We start from the raw sequence: 16,700 nt of genomic DNA on the forward strand, positions 1-16,700 counted from the left end.
CCATGTGATCGGATCGTCCGATGACATGAAAGGGGCCGCCTCCATGCGGACTCCGCCCGCCCGTTACGGAGCCGCCGCGGCCGTGCTCTCGCTCGCCCTGTGCATCCCTGCCCCGGCCCGCGCCGCCGTCGCCACCCCGCACCCGGCCCGCACCGCCCGCACCGCCTCCGCCGCTCCCACCCCCTCCACCACCCCCGCCGCCCGTGCCGGACAGGACCCGGCCGCCGCGGCCGGCGCCGAGCTCGCCGCCCGCCGGGCGGCCGCCCGGCGGCTCGACTTCACCGCCTGCCCGACGGCCGAGCAGCTGCCCGCCGCCGTCCGCTGCGCCCGGCTCCGGGTGCCGCTCGACTACACCCGCCCGGACGGCCCGCAGATCTTCCTCACCGTCAGCAGGCTGCCGGCCACCGGCGCCGACCCCGACGCGAAGACGACCGACAGCGGCGACCCCGACGCGACGGCCGTCCCCCGCCAGGGCGCCCTCGTCTTCAACCCCGGCGGCCCCGGCGCCTCCGGCACGTTCTTCCCCGCGGTCGCCGGCCTCCCCGAGTGGCGGCGCGTCTCGGCCGCCTACGACCTCGTCGGCTACGCCCCGCGCGGCGTCGGGGGCTCCGCCCCGCTGTCCTGCCGCTCCCCCGCCGAACACGCGCGCGCCCCGCACCAGGTCCCGGCCGCGCCCTCGGCGGCGTACAAGCAGGAACGGATCGCACGGGCCCGGGCCTACGCACGGGGCTGCGCGGAACGGGCGGGGGCGGCCCTGGCGCACTACACCACCCTGAACAACGTCCGCGACCTGCACGTGCTGCGGGCAGCGCTGGGCGAACGGCGGCTGAACTTCCTCGGCGCCTCGTACGGCACCTACTTCGGCGCGGTGTACGCCACCCTCTACCCGGGCCACGTCCGCCGCCTGGTCTTCGACTCGGCGGTCAACCCCGACCCGCGGCGCGTCTGGTACCGGAACAACCTGGACCAGTCGGCGGCCTTCGAACGGCGCTGGTACGACTTCCGGGCCTGGGCCGCCAGGCACCACGCCACCTACGGGCTGGGCGCCACCCCGGCCGCGGTACGGGCCAGTTACGAGCGGGTGCGGGAGGCCGTGGCCCGCCGGCCGGCCGGCGGGCTGGTGGGCACCGGGGAACTGCAGGCCGCCTTCCTGAAGGCGGCGTACTACGACGAGGTGTGGCCGCAGCGGGCGGCCGCGCTGGCCGCCTTCCTGGCGGGCGACCCCGGGCCGCTGGCCGCGCTGGCCGCGCCCGACCCGGCCACGGCCGCGGCGGACGAGAACGCCACGGCGGTCTACACGGCCGTGCTCTGCAACGACGCTTCCTGGCCGGACGACTTCGGGGTCTGGGACCGCGACCACACGGAACTGGCGCGCCGGGCGCCCTTCGAGACCTGGCAGAACGCCTGGCTCAACCTGCCCTGCGCGTACTGGCCGGTGACGGACCGGCAGCGGCCGGTGGACGTGGGCGCGGACCCGGCCGGGCTGCCCCCGGTCCTGATCGTGGCCGCCGAGCGGGACGCGGCCACCCCCTACGAGGGGGCGCTGGAGCTGCAGCGGCGGCTGGGACCGTCCGCGGCGCTGGTCACGGAGGAGGGAGCCGGCGCCCACGGAGTGGCGGGCGGCCGCAACGCCTGTGTGGACCGGCATGTGGAGCGGTACCTGCTGACCGGTCGGACGGCCGGTCCGCGGACCGGCTGTGCGCCGCATCCGGAGCCCGCACCGGTGTCGCTGGACGGCCGGGCGGCCGCGACCAGGCGGTCGCTGCCGCCACCGGCGGTCTGAACTTCCGGGCGGGGGCTCCGGCTGCGTCGTTTCGGGGGCAGGGCGCCACCCGATCCACCGGAGCGGGCACGTGACGGCGCGCCCCTCCGGTCCTTCCCCCCGTGGGGAGGTATCAGGCGAGCCCGGCCACCAGGTCGGCGACGGACTTGCGGCGCCCGGTGAAGAAGGGGACCTCTTCACGGACGTGCATACGGGCCTCGGAGGCGCGCAGGTGACGCATCAGGTCGACGATGCGGTACAGCTCGTCGGCCTCGAAGGCGAGCAGCCACTCGTAGTCGCCCAGGGAGAAGGAGGCGACGGTGTTGGCGCGGACGTCGGGGTAGCCGCGGGCCATCTTGCCGTGGTCGGCGAGCATCCGGCGCCGGTCCTCGTCGGGCAGCAGGTACCAGTCGTACGAGCGCACGAACGGGTAGACGCTGACGTAGTCGCGGGCGACCTCGTCGGCCAGGAAGGCCGGAATGTGGGACTTGTTGAACTCGGCGGGGCGGTGCAGCGCCATGTTCGACCAGACCGGCTCCAGCGCGCGGCCGAGCTTGGTGCGGCGGAACAGGTTGTAGGCGGTCTGCAGCTCGTCCGAGGTCTCGGCGTGCCACCAGATCATGACGTCCGCGTCGGCGCGCAGGCCGGACACGTCGTAGGTACCGCGGACGGTGATGTCCTTCGCGGCGAGCTGGTCGAAGAGCTCCTGCACCTCGTCGGCGTAGCCGGCGCGGTCCTCCGGGAGCACGTCCTTCAGCTTGAAGACGGACCACAGGGTGTAGCGAATGACCTCGTTGAGGTCCTTGGCCTTCTTCCCCGCGTTGGGGATCTTCTCTGGTGCAGTCATGTGCCTATTGTCCCTGCCCGGATCGGTGCTCCGTGCCGGGGGTGCCCAGTCCGCCGGCGGCGGGCTCCGGCCCGCCGTCCGGGCCGTCGGCCGCGGGGTCCGTGACGGCGGCCAGGGCGGCGACCGCGGCCCGCGCGCTCGCGATGCAGGCGGGGATGCCGACGCCGTCGTAGAGGGCGCCGCAGACCGCGAGCCCGGGCACCGCGGCGACGGCGGCCCGGATCCGGGCGACCCGGTCCAGGTGGCCGACCGGGTACTGGGGCAGCCCGCCGTCCCAGCGGGTGACGGTGGCGGCCACCGGCCGGGCGGTCAGGCCGACGGCGTCGCCGAGGTCGGCGAGGGCGGCGTCGACGAGCTCGGGGTCCTCGCGGTCCAGGTCCTTCTCGTCGCCGTGGCGGCCCACCGAGGCGCGCAGCGGGAAGAGTTCGGGGTCGGCGGCGTTCCAGGCCCACTTGTTGCCGGAGAAGGTGGACGCCTTGACGGTACGGCCGTCCACGGGCGGCACCAGGAAGCCGCTGGACCCTCCTGCGGCGATGGGCGCGGGCAGCTCGGAGCGCCGCACGGCCAGGGTGACCAGGGCCATGGAGGCGTACTCGACCGTGTCGAGCTCGGCGGCGGCCGCGGGGGCGTGCGGGGCGAGCAGCCGGGCGGCCGGCCCGGCCGGGACCGCGAGGACCACGGCGTCGGCCTCGGTGCTCTGCCCGTCGGCGGTGGTGACCCGCCAGCCGTGCGGTGTCCGGGTCAGCGCGCGCACGGGGGTGGCGGTTTGGAGGCGGGCGCCGGCGGCCCGGCAGGCCTCGGCGACGGCGAGCGGGAGGCGGCCGATGCCGCCCTCGATGCCGGCGAAGACCGGGCCGGCCGCGGCAGCGCCGACGGCGTGGGTCCGCTCGGCGGCGGCCTGCTGGACGGCGCGGACGCTCTCGGTGAGGGAGCGGTCGGCGCGCAGCGCCTCGTAGAGGGCGGGGACGGCGGCGCGCATGGAGATCCGGTACGCGTCCCCGGCGTAGACGCCGCCGAGCAGCGGCTCGACCAGCCGGTCGACGACCTCGCGGCCGAGGCGGGCGGCGACGTACTCGCCGACGGCGACATCGGCGGGCGGTTGCCCGTCCGGGCCGGCCGTGACGTCCGGGCCGGTGCGCTCGGCCCGGGCGCGGGCCAGGCCCTCGGCGGAGAGCACGCCCGAGGCGGCGAGCGGGCCGAGGTCACCGGGGACGCCCATGAGGTGGCCGCCCGGCATCGGGCGGAGCACGCCTCGGGTCCACAGCCTGGCCGTGGCGGTGGCGGGCGGCTGCAGGGCGTCGCCGAGGCCGACGGCCCGGGCGAGGTCCAGGGCCTCGGGGCGGCGGGCGAGGAGCGACTCCGCACCGAGGTCGACGGGGGCTCCGGCGAGTTCGGCGGTGCGCAGTTTGCCGCCGAGGCGCGGGGAGGCCTCGAAGAGGGTCACCCGGGCACCGGCGGCGAGCAGCCGGTGGGCGGCGGCGAGGCCGGCGATCCCGCCGCCGACCACGACGACATGGGCGGGGGCCGCCGGGTGTTCCGTACGCGCCCGGTCCGTACGCGTGTCCGCTTCGTGCATGGACACATCGTCGCAGACCGATCAACGGGGGCGAGGGGAAGGGCGGCGCGGCGGCCGAGGCCGGACCGTGACCGGTTCGGAACCGGTCCGGGACCGGGGGGACGAAACCCGGCGGGGCCCCCGGCACGTCGAACCGGCGAGATTCCGTCCGAGCCCGGGGGGCAACCAGCATGTCAGCGACGATCCGTCCGTCCGACCCGTCCGGCCCGTCCGGCCCGTCCGGCAGAGTCCGTAGGCACCCCCACCGCTCCGCGGCGGCGCTGGTGGCCCTCACCGCCGTCGGAGCCCTGGCCCTCACCGGCTGCGGGGCCGAGGACAAGAGCGCGGACGCCAAGGCCGACCGGGGCTTCGCCGCGCCACAGGAGGCCGCCGCGGCTCCCGCGGCCGGGTCGGACGCGAAGGCGGGAAGCGGGGCCGCGGCACCGCAGAACGCCCCGGGCACCCCGGGCGCCCCGGGCAGCGCCGCGCAGGTGCGGCAACACATCATCCGCACCGCCGCACTGGGCATCGAGGCGAAGGACCCGCAGAAGACCCTCGCGGCGGCCCGATCCGCGGCGCAGGGCGCGGGCGGCTACGTCGGCAACGAGAGCACCCGGCGGTCCGGGGACGGGGACGGGGACCCGGAGCGGGAAGGGGACGGCGGTGGAACGATGACCTCGACGGTCACCCTGCGGGTGCCCGTGGACCGCTTCGACTCGGTCCTCGCCGCGCTGGAGGGCAGCGGGAAGCTGCTGCACCGCAGGGTGGAGGCGCAGGACGTGACCGAGCGGGTGGTCGACGTCGAGAGCCGGGTCAAATCCCAGCAGGCGAGCGTGGCCCGGGTGCGGGAGATGATGGAGAAGGCCACCGCGATCGGCGATCTCGTGACCCTGGAAGGCGAACTGAACAAGCGCCAGACCGAGTTGGAGGCGCTGCTCGCCCAGCAGAACTCGCTGAAGGACCAGACCTCGCTGGGCACCATCACGCTGGAGGTGACCGCGGCGGACGGCAAGGACGGCGGAGACGGCGAGGACGAGGACGGGCCGGCGTTCACGGACGCGCTCCGGGGCGGCTGGGAGGTCTTCCTCGCCGTGCTGAAGTGGATCACCCTCGCCGTGGGCGCCCTGCTGCCGTTCGCCCTGGCGGGCGGGGTGCTGCTGGCCCTCTGGCGGGTGTACCGCCGATTCCGCCCGGCGCGCCGGGCCGCGAAGCCCGCGTCCGCGCCAACCGCGCCGACCGCGCCGGCCTCCGCCCGGGGGCCCGTACCGCACCCGAGGCCGGCCGCGGAGGGGTCCCCCGCCGCGCCCGCCGCTCCAGCCGCCACCCAGCCCGCCACCCAGTCCGCCACTCCGCCCGCCGACACGGAATGACGTGATCCGAACGCCCTTTCCCGCATAGCGTGTTCCGCGAAGTCGAGGAGTCACGGCGGAGGGCGGTAGGGGCATGGCGGCGGAACGACTGGTCGTGGTCGGCGGGGACGCGGCGGGCATGTCCGCCGCGTCCCAGGCCCGCCGCCTCAAGGGCCCGGACGAGCTGGAGATCGTGGCCTTCGAGCGGTCCCGCTTCACCTCGTACTCCGCGTGCGGGATCCCGTACTGGATCGGCGGGCTGGTGGCCGACCGGGACGACCTGGTCGCCCGTACGCCCGAGGAGCACCGGGCCCGCGGGATCGACCTGCGGATGCGGACCGAGGTGCTGGAGCTGGACCTGGCGGGGCAGCGGGTGCGCGCCCGCGACCTCGACTCCGGCACCGAGTCCTGGACCGGCTGGGACCGGCTCGTCCTGGCCACCGGAGCCCGCCCGGTCCGGCCCCGGCTGCCCGGCATCGGCGCGGCGGGGGTGTACGGCGTCCAGACCCTGGAGGACGGGCAGCGGATCGTGGAGGCGCTGGAGCGGACTCCGGGCCGCCGGGCCGTGGTGGTGGGCGCCGGGTACATCGGGGTGGAGATGGCGGAGGCGCTGGTGAACCGGGACTACGAGGTCACCGTGCTGCACCGGGGCGAGCAGCCCATGTCCACGCTCGACCCGGACATGGGGGCCCTCGTGCACAAGGCGATGAACGGGATGGGAATCCGTACCGTCGCCGGGGCCGAGGCCAGCGGGATCCGGACGGACGCCGAGGGGCGGGCGACGGCGGTGGTCACCGCCGACGGCGACGCGTACGAGGCGGACGTGGTGGTCCTCGGCATCGGCGTGGAACCGCGCACCGGCCTGGCCAGGGAGGCGGGCCTGCCGCTCGGCGACTCCGGCGGCATCCTGACCGACCTGTCCATGCGGGTCCGCGGCCACCGGAACGTCTGGGCGGGCGGGGACTGCGTGGAGGTGCTGGACCTGGTGTCGGGCCGGACCCGGCACATCCCGCTGGGCACCCACGCCAACAAGCACGGCCAGGTGATCGGGTCCGGGGTGGGCGGCGGCTATGCGACCTTCCCGGGCGTGGTCGGTACGGCGGTCAGCAAGGTCTGCTCGCTGGAGATCGCCCGGACCGGGCTGCGCGAGAAGGACGCCGCGGAGGCCGGCCTCCGCTTCGTCACCGCCACCGTCCGCTCGACGAACACGGCCGGGTACTACCCGGGCGCGGAGGAGATGACGGTGAAGATGCTGGCGGAACGGCGCACCGGCCGCCTGCTGGGCACCCAGATCGTGGGCCGGACCGGCGCCGCCAAGCGCGTGGACATCGCGGCCGTGGCCCTGACCGCGGGCATGACGGTGGAGCAGGTCGTCTCGCTCGACCTGGGCTACGCCCCGCCCTTCTCCCCGGTCTGGGACCCGGTCCTGGTGGCCGCCCGCAAGGCGGTCGCCGCGGTGCGCGGGGCCGGGATGTGAAACGGTCCGCCGCGCGGGGCTTCCCCCGCGCGGCGGACATGAGGACGGTGCGGTCCGTACGGACCGTGCGGACCGCGGGCGGCGGTCAGCGGGCCGTCTGCGTGTGGACGTAGTCCACCAGGCGGGTGAGCGCCTCCGGGTCGGTGGTCGGCAGGACGCCGTGGCCCAGGTTGAACACGTGGCCTTCGAGGCCCGACGCCGCGGCCAGCACCTCGTCGGTCTTGGCCCGGAGCGCCTCGGGCGTGGAGAAGAGGACGGCCGGGTCCAGGTTGCCCTGGAGGGCCTTGCCGGGGCCGACCCGGCGCGCCGCCTCGTCCAGCGGGATCCGCCAGTCGACGCCGACCACGTCGGCGCCGGCCTCGCCCATCAGGCCGAGCAGCTCACCGGTGCCCACGCCGAAGTGGATGCGCGGGATGCCGTAGGAGGCGACCGAGTCGAAGACCTTCGTCGAGGCCGGCATCACCGAGCGGCGGTAGTCGGCCGGGGCCAGCGCGCCGACCCAGGAGTCGAAGAGCTGGACGGCGGAGACGCCGGCCTCGATCTGGACCTTGAGGAAGGCCGAGGTGATCTCCGCCAGCCGGTCCAGCAGGTCCGCCCACAGCTCCGGGTCGCCGTACATCAGCGCCTTGGTGTGCTCGTGGTTGCGCGACGGACCGCCCTCCACGAGGTAGCTCGCGAGGGTGAAGGGAGCGCCGGCGAAGCCGATCAACGGCGTGCTGCCGAGTTCACCCGTGAGCATGCCGATCGCCTCGGTGATGTACGGGACGTCGTCCGGGGTCAGGTCGCGCAGCTGTGCGAGGTCCTCCCGGCGACGGATCGGCTGGGCCACGACCGGGCCGATGCCCGGCTTGATGTCCAAGTCGATCCCGATCGCCTTCAGCGGCACCACGATGTCGCTGAAGAAGATCGCCGCGTCGACCTTGTGCCGCCGCACCGGCTGCAGGGTGATCTCGGTGACCAGGTCGGGCCGCATGCAGGACTCCAGCATCGCGGTCCCCTCGCGCACCTTCCGGTACTCGGGGAGGGAGCGCCCGGCCTGCCGCATGAACCACACCGGGGTGTGCGGTACCGGCTCACGCCGGCACGCCTTGAGGAAGGCGGAATCGTACGTCTGTCGCGGCTGGCCCGTGGGGCGGTCGTTGGCACTCACGACCCAAATCTTCGCACGTATGACGAACTGGCCCCTCCGGGTCGGGTGTCCCTGCGCTGAACGGGGCCTCGTTCCGCCTAGTCTTCCCCGCATGGCTGCGGCTCAGGGACGATTTTCAGATGGCGCTGACGGTATGGACAGCGCGAAGGAGACCTCCGTCCCACTCCCGTTCAGACGGGCGGTCGGCGGCTTGCAGAAGGCACGGCTGCGGCCGGGGATCGAGATCGAGGCGACCAGGCCGCCGCAGCGACTCGCCCCTTACGCGTACGCACTGGAGGCCGCGGTCGTCGAGGGGGAGGAGGACCTGGCCGACGGGCGGCTGATCCTGCTCCACGATCCGGCCGGGCACGAGGCCTGGCACGGCACGTTCCGGCTGGTCACGCTCGTACGGGCGGAACTGGAGCCGGAGATGGCGGCCGACCCGCTGCTCCCCGAGGTGTGCTGGTCCTGGCTGACCGGCGCGCTGGAGGCCCGCGGCCTGGGCTACGGGGAGGCGAGCGGCACGGTGACCATGGCGAGCTCGCACTCCTTCGGCGGGCTGTCCGCGAAGCGGCCGGCGACGCAGATCGAGATCCGGGCTTCGTGGACGCCGCGGGAGGGCGTGGGCGGGGTGCCGGACACGGCCTCGCACCTTTCGGCGTGGTGCGAGCTGCTGTGTCAGGTCGCCGGCCTGGAACCCCTTCCGCCGGCCGACCCCGGCGTGGTCTCCCTCCCCCAGCGCCGCGGCCCCCACCATCCGTAATCGCCGCCGCCGTACGAGCAGTCGCGGCGGAGCCCGCGCCACGCTGCCGCGTGGGGTGCCGACCGTGTGGGCGGGCGCGCCGACTCCCGCCGCGTGGGGGTGCCGGCCGTTGCCACGGCCGTGGGGGCAGGGCGGCCGGATTCCGCCGGCCGTGTGGGCAGGCGTGCCGCAGGGCGGCACGGGTGGGCACACGGCACCCCGGTCCCGCGAGGGCTCGCGCAGCCACCCCCGGCCCCGGTCCGGCAGCGGTCCGGACCCCGTCCGGGCGGAGCTGCGCTCCTGGCAGTGCCGGGCCCGGCTGCGGCGAAGACGGAACGCCTGCCCACACCTCAGCGGAGCTGCCCGCCCACACCTCGGCGGGGGCCGCCCCACCGGTGCGGGAGGGCGCAGCCCAGCGGAACGCCTGCCCACGCCTCGGCGGAGGCCGCTCACACCTCGGCGGAGGCGGGCGCGCATGCCCACGCGCCGGACGCCCTGCGGAACGCACGACCACGCCTCAGGACGACCGCTCGGGCCGGCGCGGAGCGGATCGCGGCACCGGCGGCATGGGTTCTGATCACCGCCTGATCGATCGCCCGTCCGAATTGCCCGAATTGTTACTCACCAAATCGTGATCATTTCCTAAAGCCGGCCGGGTGACGTGCCGAAGGAGTCAGTGACCATCCGCACGGAGCGCACCGGCTTCTTCCCCGAGCCGGCGCCGTCCCGCCACTCCCCCAGGAGGCCTGGTGTCCGTTCTTCTCGAGCAGCCCGCAAGCCTGGTCGCCTACCGCCCGAACAAGCCGACGGCCATGGTCGTCGTGGCCGACCCGCGCGTCCGTTCCACCGTGACCCGCCATCTGTGGGCCCTCGGAGTCCGTGACGTGATCGAGGCGTCGTCCATCGCGGAGGCCCGTCCCCGCATCGGCAGCCCGCGCGACATCTGCGTGGCCGACGTCCACCTGCCCGACGGTTCCGGTCTCACCCTGCTCTCCGAGACCCGCGCCGCGGGCTGGCCCAACGGCCTGGCCCTGTCCGCCGCCGATGACATCGGCGCGGTCCGCAACGCCCTCGCGGGCGGTGTGAAGGGCTACGTCGTGACCGGAACGCGGACCAACATCGGGCTCCCCACCCGGCCCGGTGCCGCGCCCATCGGTTCGGCCGCGGCCCGCATGCACCGCCGCCCCCCGGGTGCCCCGAGCCACCCGGGCGGCTACCGCGAGCTGTCCGGCCGCGAGGTCGAGGTCCTGCGCCTCGTCGCCGAGGGCCAGTCCAACAAGGCCATCGGCGTCTCGATGGGCCTGTCCGCCCTGACCGTCAAGTCCCACCTCGCCCGGATCGCCCGCAAGCTGGGCACCGGTGACCGCGCCGGCATGGTCGCGGTCGCCCTCCGGACCGGGATCATCCACTGAGCCCGACCCGCGGCCCCCGGATAGCCGCCCCCGGACGAACGCCCGGGGAACTCGGGGAAGCCGGTGTCCCTACGGCCCGCGCCCGTCGACGGAACGTTCCGGCGACGGGCGCGCCGCATACACGGATACCCTTGACCGGTGACCGACGCCCATGAGACCGCAGCAGACCTGCGCACCACCACCGGGGGCGGCCCCCCGGACGACGTCGTTGTTCCGTCCGATGGGCTGCCGATCCCGCTGCTCGAACCACGTGACGGGATTCCGCCGGTGGTCGCCGACGAGGAGGCCCTCGCCCGGGTGGTCGCGGCCTTCGCCGCCGGCACCGGGCCCGTGGCCGTGGACGCCGAGCGCGCCTCCGGATACCGGTACGGCCAGCGCGCCTACCTGGTCCAGCTCCGCCGTGAAGGGGCCGGCTCCGCGCTGATCGACCCCGTCGGCTGTCCGGACCTGTCCGCGCTCGGCGAGGCCCTGTCCGGCACCGAATGGATCCTGCACGCCGCCACCCAGGACCTGCCGTGCCTGCGCGAAATAGGCATGCGGCCGACCTCGCTGTTCGACACCGAACTGGCGGGCCGCCTGGCCGGCTTCCCCCGGGTGGGCCTGGGGGCGATGGTCGAGAGCGTGCTCGGCTACGCGCTGGAGAAGGGGCACTCGGCCGTCGACTGGTCGACCCGCCCGCTGCCCGAGCCGTGGCTGCGGTACGCCGCGCTGGACGTGGAGCTCCTGGTCGACCTGCGGGACGCGCTGGAGAAGGAGCTGGACCGGCAGGGCAAGCTGGAGTGGGCCCGGCAGGAGTTCGACGCGATCGCCTCGGCCCCGCCCGCCCCGCCCCGCAAGGACCCGTGGCGGCGTACGTCCGGCATGCACAAGGTACGGCGCCGCCGCCAGATGGCCGTCGTACGGGAGATGTGGGAGACCCGGGACCGGATCGCGCAGCGGCGTGACGTGTCCCCGGGCAAGGTGCTCGGCGACGCCGCGATCATCGAGGCGGCCCTGGCGGTCCCGGCGAACGCGCACGCGCTGTCCGCCCTGCCCGGCTACGGCCAGCGGATGAACCGGCGCGCGCTGGAGCAGTGGATGGCCGCGGTCGACCGGGCCCGGGCGCTGCCCGAGGCCGAGCTGCCGCAGCCGGGGGCGACCCCCTCGGGCCCGCCCCCGCCGCGCTCCTGGGCGGACAAGGACCCGGCCGCCGCGGCCCGCCTGTCGGCGGCCAGGACCGCGGTCTCGGCCCTGGCCGAGCAGCTGAACCTGCCCCAGGAGAACCTGATCGCCCCCGACACGGTCCGCCGGCTGTGCTGGGAGCCGCCGATGCAGGTCTCGGCCGGGACGGTGGCGCAGGCCCTGGCCGACCACGGCGCCCGGCCGTGGCAGGTCGAGCAGGTCACCGACGCGCTGGTGACCGCCCTCGCCGCCACGGCCTGAGTCCGCGGCTCACCCGTCCGACGGGGTCCTCAGTCCTCCAGCGAGGTGAGGACCCCGTCCTCGTCCCGGTAGTAGCTGCCGCGCTTTACGCCCTCGACCTTGCCGTCCTTGAGCCAGTGCTCGGACATGGTGTGGAGCGTCTTGTGCACGTGCTCCCAGGGCGCCTGGTGCCCTGCGGCAGCGATGCGGAACATGAGCTTGTCGGGACCGGGGACGCACTTGTAGAGCTCGGGCACCGAGAAGTACAGCAGGCCCAGGTCCGGCGAGGTGTTGACGACCGAGTCGTGCTCCCCGTAGACGATGCACACGGGCACCTCTTTGCCGAGCCTCCCGTGCAGCGGCACGGTGGTGCGGTTCCAGCCCCACCAGTACGAGTTCCGGATGCGGTTCAGCCCTTCCGGAGCGCCGTCCACCTTGGGGCCCCAGCCGGCACCGATCGGGTCGGCCTTCATGATCGCCTCCCATGCCACCTCGACCATGCCGTCTTCGCGCTGCTTCGGGGACTTGAGTTCCCTGGTCCACGCAGCGTCCAGCCCGGTCTTGGTGCCGACGCTCATCGGGAAGCCGAAGGACGCGGCGGGCTGGGACACGGGCAGGTCCACTGCCGGGTCGAAGTCGGTCCCCGGCTTGCTCTGCCTGCCGTTCGGCGGGAAGAGCGGCGCCATGAGGAAGAGGCTGGCCACCTTGGTGTGATTCTTGATCGCGTAGGGCCCGAGCAGCTGGGCGCCGGCGGAATATCCGATGAGGTCGACCTTCTGGACTCCGGTCTGCTGCTTGATGAACTCGACGATCGTGTCGACCTCGTCCAGGTCACTCTTGGTGTTGTTCAGCTGCGAGTGGTATTCCACCGGGCCCAGGTACGGCTCCGCGTTCGGGTAGGGGACGAGCAGGCCCCGCTGGGCCGGGGTGGGCTGGACGTTTCTGTGGTCGCCCATCTTCGGCCGCGTGGACAGGCCGGAGCCCTGGAGCTCCATGACGAAGACGTCGTAGCCGGCCTTGGCGAGCTGCTCGGCCCAGCTGTACTTCTTGTGCTGCAGGTCGAAGGCGGCCAGGCCCGCGACACTCCTGCCGTGCAGCATGAGGACGGGTCTGCGCGTGCCGCCGGCGGGCGTGTCCTTGCGCCGCCAGCGGACGAAGAGCTTGACCGGGTCCCCCGCGTTCGCCGGGATGGTCGATGTGTGATCCACGTAGTGATCGGTGGAGATGATCTGTGCCGCCTCCGTGAGGACCGTCGACGCCATCGGGCTCGCTCCGTTCGTTCGGTGATGCCCGGGCGGTCGCCGGGCGTGCCCAGGGTTCGCACGGACGCCCCGCCGACGCCATCGACGTGACCGTGGCGACCTGGCGGCCGACCCGATCGGGTAGCCGCGGCGCTCCGATCGGACGGGCGCGCGGAGGGGGCGCGCGGACGCCCGGGCGGCCGGCCCGGAGTGTGACCTTCGCCGCTTGGGGGGCGGGGGGTGTGCACATCAGTTACCCGCAAGTAGCATGGCGGGTGAGCAAGCGCTCAGGAGACTGAGGCGCTCGCCGCGCAGCAGTGCCATCCCGCACCTGGAGGAGAGCCAACGTGCCTCGTACCGTCAGGGACGTCGTCTTCGTCGACGGCGTCCGCACCCCGTTCGGCAAGGCGGGCCCGAAGGGCATCTACCACGAGACCCGCGCCGACGACCTCGTCGTGAAGGCGATCCGGGAGCTGCTGCGCCGCAACCCGGACCTCGACCCCAAGAAGATCGACGAGGTCGCGATCGCCGCCACCACGCAGATCGGTGACCAGGGTCTGACGCTGGGCCGCACGGCCGGCATCCTCGCGGGTCTGCCGCAGTCCGTTCCGGGCTACTCCATAGACCGCATGTGCGCCGGCGCCCTGACCGCCGTCACCGCGGTGGCCGGTTCCGTCGCCTTCGGCGCGTACGACGTCGCCGTCGCCGGCGGTGTCGAGCACATGGGCCGCCACCCGATGGGCGAGGGCGTGGACCCGAACCCGCGCTTCGTCTCCGAGAAGCTGGTCGACGAGTCCGCCCTGTTCATGGGCATGACCGCGGAGAACCTGCACGACCGCTACCCGACCATCACCAAGCAGCGCGCCGACGAGTACGCCGTGCGCTCGCAGGAGAAGGCCGCCAAGGCGTACGCGGACAACAAGATCCAGCCCGACCTGGTGCCGATCTCGGTCCGCCGCACCAACGCCGAGGCCGGCGAGACCGGCTGGGGCCTGGTCACCGCCGACGAGCCGATGCGTCCGGGCACCACCCTGGAGAACCTGACCGGTCTGAAGACGCCGTTCCGCGTCCACGGCCGCGTCACCGCCGGCAACGCCGCGGGCCTCAACGACGGTGCCACCGCCGCGCTGATCGCCTCCGAGGACTTCGCCCGCGAGAACGGCCTGCCGGTCAAGATGCGCCTGGTCTCGTACGCCTTCGCCGGCGTCGAGCCGGAGGTGATGGGCTACGGCCCGATCCCGGCCACCGAGAAGGCCCTCGCCCAGGCGGGTCTGTCCATCGAGGACATCGGCCTCTTCGAGATCAACGAGGCGTTCGCCGTCCAGGTCCTCGCGTTCCTGGAGCACTACGGCATCGCCGACGACGACGCCCGCGTCAACCAGTACGGCGGCGCCATCGCGTTCGGCCACCCGCTGGCCTCCTCCGGCGTCCGTCTGATGACCCAGCTGGCCCGCCAGTTCGAGGAGCAGCCGCACGTCCGCTACGGCCTGGTCACCATGTGCGTCGGCTTCGGCATGGGCGCCACGGTCATCTGGGAGAACCCGCACTTCGACACCGAGGGAGACTCCAAGTGAGCACCACCGCAGAGCTCCTGAAGGGCGCGGCCGAGCTGTTCCCGGACGAGGTCGTCACCAGCGCGCACGTCCGCCACCTCGACCTGCCGTTCGGCGCCGGGCGCTTCGCGCTCATCACGCTGGACAACGGCTTCGACCACACCAAGCCGACCACCTTCGGCCCGCAGTCCCTCGCCAACCTGAACGCGGCGATCGACCAGGTCGAGCAGGAGGCCATCGCCGGCTCCATCGTCGGCGTGGGCATCACCGGCAAGCCGTTCATCTTCGCGGTCGGCGCCGACCTCAAGGGCGTCGAGCTGCTGAAGAAGCACGACGAGGCCCTGGCCATCGGCAAGGGCGGCCACGACGTCTTCAAGCGGCTGTCCGCGCTGGGCGTCCCCACCTTCGCCTACTACAACGGCGCGGCGATGGGCGGCGGTGTCGAGGTCGGTCTGCACTGCACCTACCGCACCGTCTCCAAGGCCATTCCGGCCTTCTCGCTGCCCGAGGTCTTCCTCGGCCTGGTCCCCGGCTGGGGCGGCTGCGCCATCCTGCCGAACCTGATCGGCGCCGAGCGCGCGGTCTCTGTGATCATCGAGAACTCGCTGAACCAGAACCGCCAGCTGAAGGGCAAGCAGGTCTTCGAGCTCGGCATCGCCGACGCGATCTTCGAGGGCGCGGACTTCCTCGAGCAGTCCCTGCTGTGGACCGCTCGGGTCCTGACCGGCGAGACCGAGGTCGTCCGCGCGGAGATCGACCGCGGCGAGGCCTGGGACGCGGCCGTCGCCAAGGGCCGCTTCATCGCGGACTCCAAGGTGCACGGCGCCGCTCCGGCCGCCTACCGCGCGCTGGACATCATCGCCGCCGCCAAGGACGGGGACCTGCAGGCCGGTTTCGACGCCGAGGACGCGGCCCTGGCCGACCTCATCATGGGCGGCGAGCTGCGCTCGGGCATCTACGCCTTCAACCTGGTGCAGAAGCGCGGCAAGCGCCCGGCCGGCGCCCCGGACAAGTCCCTGGCCCGTCCGGTCACCAAGGTCGGCGTGGTCGGCGCGGGCCTGATGGCCTCTCAGCTGGCGCTGCTCTTCCTGCGCCGCCTGGAGGTGCCGGTGGTCCTCACCGACATCGACCAGGAGCGCGTGGACAAGGGCGTGGGCTACGTCCACGCCGAGATCCAGAAGCTGCTCGGCAAGGGCCGCATCAACCAGGACAAGGCCAACCGCCTGACCGCCCTGGTGACCGGTGTGCTCGACAAGGCCGAGGGCTTCGCGGACGCGGACTTCATCATCGAGGCCGTGTTCGAGGAGATGTCCGTCAAGCAGAAGGTGTTCGCCGAGGTCGAGGCGGTCGCCCCGGCGCACGCGATCCTCGCCACCAACACCTCCTCGCTGTCGGTGTCGGAGATGGCCTCCAAGCTCCAGCACCCCGAGCGCGTGGTCGGCTTCCACTTCTTCAACCCGGTCGCGATCCTCCCGCTGCTGGAGATCGTCCGCGGTGAGCAGACCGACGACGCCTCGCTGGCCACGGCCTTCGGTGTCGCCAAGAAGCTGAAGAAGACCGCGGTCCTCACCAAGGACGCCCCGGCGTTCGTCGTGAACCGCATCCTGACCCGCTTCATGGGCGAGATCCAGAACGTCATCGACGAGGGCACCCCGGTGGTCACCGCCGAGAAGGCGATCGAGCCGCTCGGCCTGCCGATGTCCCCGCTGGTGCTGCTGGAGCTGGTCGGCCCGGCCATCGGTCTGCACGTCTCCGAGACCCTGAACCGCGCCTTCCCGGAGCGCTTCACGGTCTCCCCCAACCTGAAGGCGGTCGTCGAGGCCGGCAAGCGCGGCTTCTACGTCTACGATTCCGGCAAGCCGGAGCTGGACCCCGAGGTCGCCGCCCTCCTGGTGCAGGGCGACAGCGTCCTGACGGAGGAGCAGGTCCGGGTCCGCGTCCTGGACGCCGTCGCGCAGGAGATCGGCCTGATGCTGGAGGAGGGTGTCGTGGCCGAGGCCCAGGACATCGACCTCTGCCTCATCACCGGTGCGGGCTGGCCCTTCCACCTGGGCGGCATCACCCCGTACCTGGACCGTGAGGGCGTCTCGGAGCGGGTGAACGGCAAGAAGTTCCTCGCCCCCGGCGTCGCGAGCGTCCCGGCGTAACGCGCCCCGCGCACACGGCGAAGCCCCCTTCCGCAGCAGGTGCGGAAGGGGGCTTCGTACGTGGTGGCCCGGCGGTGCGGGGGCT

At 73.7% G+C, this 16,700-nt stretch carries 12 protein-coding genes; 8 read left to right on the forward strand and 4 right to left on the reverse strand.

The genetic code is table 11. From position 1 onward, the window contains the following. Positions 1 to 43: 43 nt before the first annotated feature. Positions 44 to 1,783 (forward strand): alpha/beta hydrolase, encoded by a 1,740-nt coding sequence (locus tag AC067U_RS03945; protein WP_478827994.1) that lies wholly within the window; start codon positions 44 to 46, stop codon positions 1,781 to 1,783. Between the two features lie 112 nt (positions 1,784 to 1,895). On the opposite strand, the gene hemQ is transcribed toward AC067U_RS03945, so the two are convergent. Both hemQ and hemG read right to left on the reverse strand, forming a co-directional pair. After that, a complete protein-coding gene (gene hemQ / locus AC067U_RS03950; protein ID WP_478827995.1) occupies positions 1,896 to 2,609 on the reverse strand; it encodes a hydrogen peroxide-dependent heme synthase in 714 nt (237 codons plus the stop codon). Between the two features lie 4 nt (positions 2,610 to 2,613). Continuing rightward, positions 2,614 to 4,185: a protoporphyrinogen oxidase gene (hemG, locus tag AC067U_RS03955; protein ID WP_478827996.1), complete on the reverse strand. Its 1,572-nt coding sequence runs from the start codon at positions 4,183 to 4,185 to the stop codon at positions 2,614 to 2,616. Positions 4,186 to 4,355: 170 nt separating this feature from the next. Here hemG and AC067U_RS03960 point away from each other — a divergent pair, with 170 nt between their 5' ends. Together AC067U_RS03960 and AC067U_RS03965 are read left to right on the forward strand one after the other, a co-directional pair. Beyond that, positions 4,356 to 5,534 (forward strand): DUF4349 domain-containing protein, encoded by a 1,179-nt coding sequence (locus AC067U_RS03960; protein WP_478827997.1) that lies wholly within the window; start codon positions 4,356 to 4,358, stop codon positions 5,532 to 5,534. A gap of 73 nt (positions 5,535 to 5,607) precedes the next feature. Further along, positions 5,608 to 6,990, forward strand: coding sequence for an FAD-dependent oxidoreductase (locus AC067U_RS03965; RefSeq protein ID WP_478827998.1), 1,383 nt, complete (start codon positions 5,608 to 5,610; stop codon positions 6,988 to 6,990). A gap of 85 nt (positions 6,991 to 7,075) precedes the next feature. Here the strand turns inward: AC067U_RS03965 and hemE are convergent, their stop codons facing one another. Continuing rightward, positions 7,076 to 8,140 carry a uroporphyrinogen decarboxylase gene (gene hemE / locus AC067U_RS03970; RefSeq protein WP_478827999.1) on the reverse strand — a complete coding sequence of 355 codons (1,065 nt, stop codon included), beginning with the start codon at positions 8,138 to 8,140 and terminating at the stop codon, positions 7,076 to 7,078. 91 nt (positions 8,141 to 8,231) lie between these two features. Here hemE and AC067U_RS03975 point away from each other — a divergent pair, with 91 nt between their 5' ends. The 3 genes from AC067U_RS03975 (at position 8,232) to AC067U_RS03985 (ending at position 11,695) form a co-directional block, all read left to right on the forward strand. Then, positions 8,232 to 8,882: a DUF3000 domain-containing protein gene (locus AC067U_RS03975; RefSeq protein WP_478828000.1), complete on the forward strand. Its 651-nt coding sequence runs from the start codon at positions 8,232 to 8,234 to the stop codon at positions 8,880 to 8,882. A gap of 728 nt (positions 8,883 to 9,610) precedes the next feature. Beyond that, positions 9,611 to 10,273 (forward strand): LuxR C-terminal-related transcriptional regulator, encoded by a 663-nt coding sequence (locus AC067U_RS03980; RefSeq protein WP_478828001.1) that lies wholly within the window; start codon positions 9,611 to 9,613, stop codon positions 10,271 to 10,273. 138 nt (positions 10,274 to 10,411) lie between these two features. Next, positions 10,412 to 11,695, forward strand: coding sequence for an HRDC domain-containing protein (locus AC067U_RS03985; RefSeq protein WP_478828002.1), 1,284 nt, complete (start codon positions 10,412 to 10,414; stop codon positions 11,693 to 11,695). A 29-nt stretch (positions 11,696 to 11,724) separates the two neighbouring features. On the opposite strand, the gene AC067U_RS03990 is transcribed toward AC067U_RS03985, so the two are convergent. Beyond that, on the reverse strand, positions 11,725 to 12,936 hold the full coding sequence (locus tag AC067U_RS03990) for an alpha/beta fold hydrolase (RefSeq protein WP_478828003.1): 1,212 nt from the start codon (positions 12,934 to 12,936) through the stop codon (positions 11,725 to 11,727). A 326-nt stretch (positions 12,937 to 13,262) separates the two neighbouring features. On the opposite strand from AC067U_RS03990, the gene AC067U_RS03995 reads away from it, so the two are divergent. After that, entirely contained in the window at positions 13,263 to 14,489 is a 1,227-nt protein-coding gene (locus AC067U_RS03995) for a thiolase family protein (protein WP_478828004.1), read from the forward strand. After that, a complete protein-coding gene (locus AC067U_RS04000; protein ID WP_478828005.1) occupies positions 14,486 to 16,615 on the forward strand; it encodes a 3-hydroxyacyl-CoA dehydrogenase NAD-binding domain-containing protein in 2,130 nt (709 codons plus the stop codon). The genes AC067U_RS03995 and AC067U_RS04000 overlap by 4 nt, the downstream gene beginning before the upstream one ends. The last annotated feature ends 85 nt before the right edge of the window (positions 16,616 to 16,700 follow it).

This window comes from Streptomyces sp. NPDC043853, assembly GCF_056436025.1.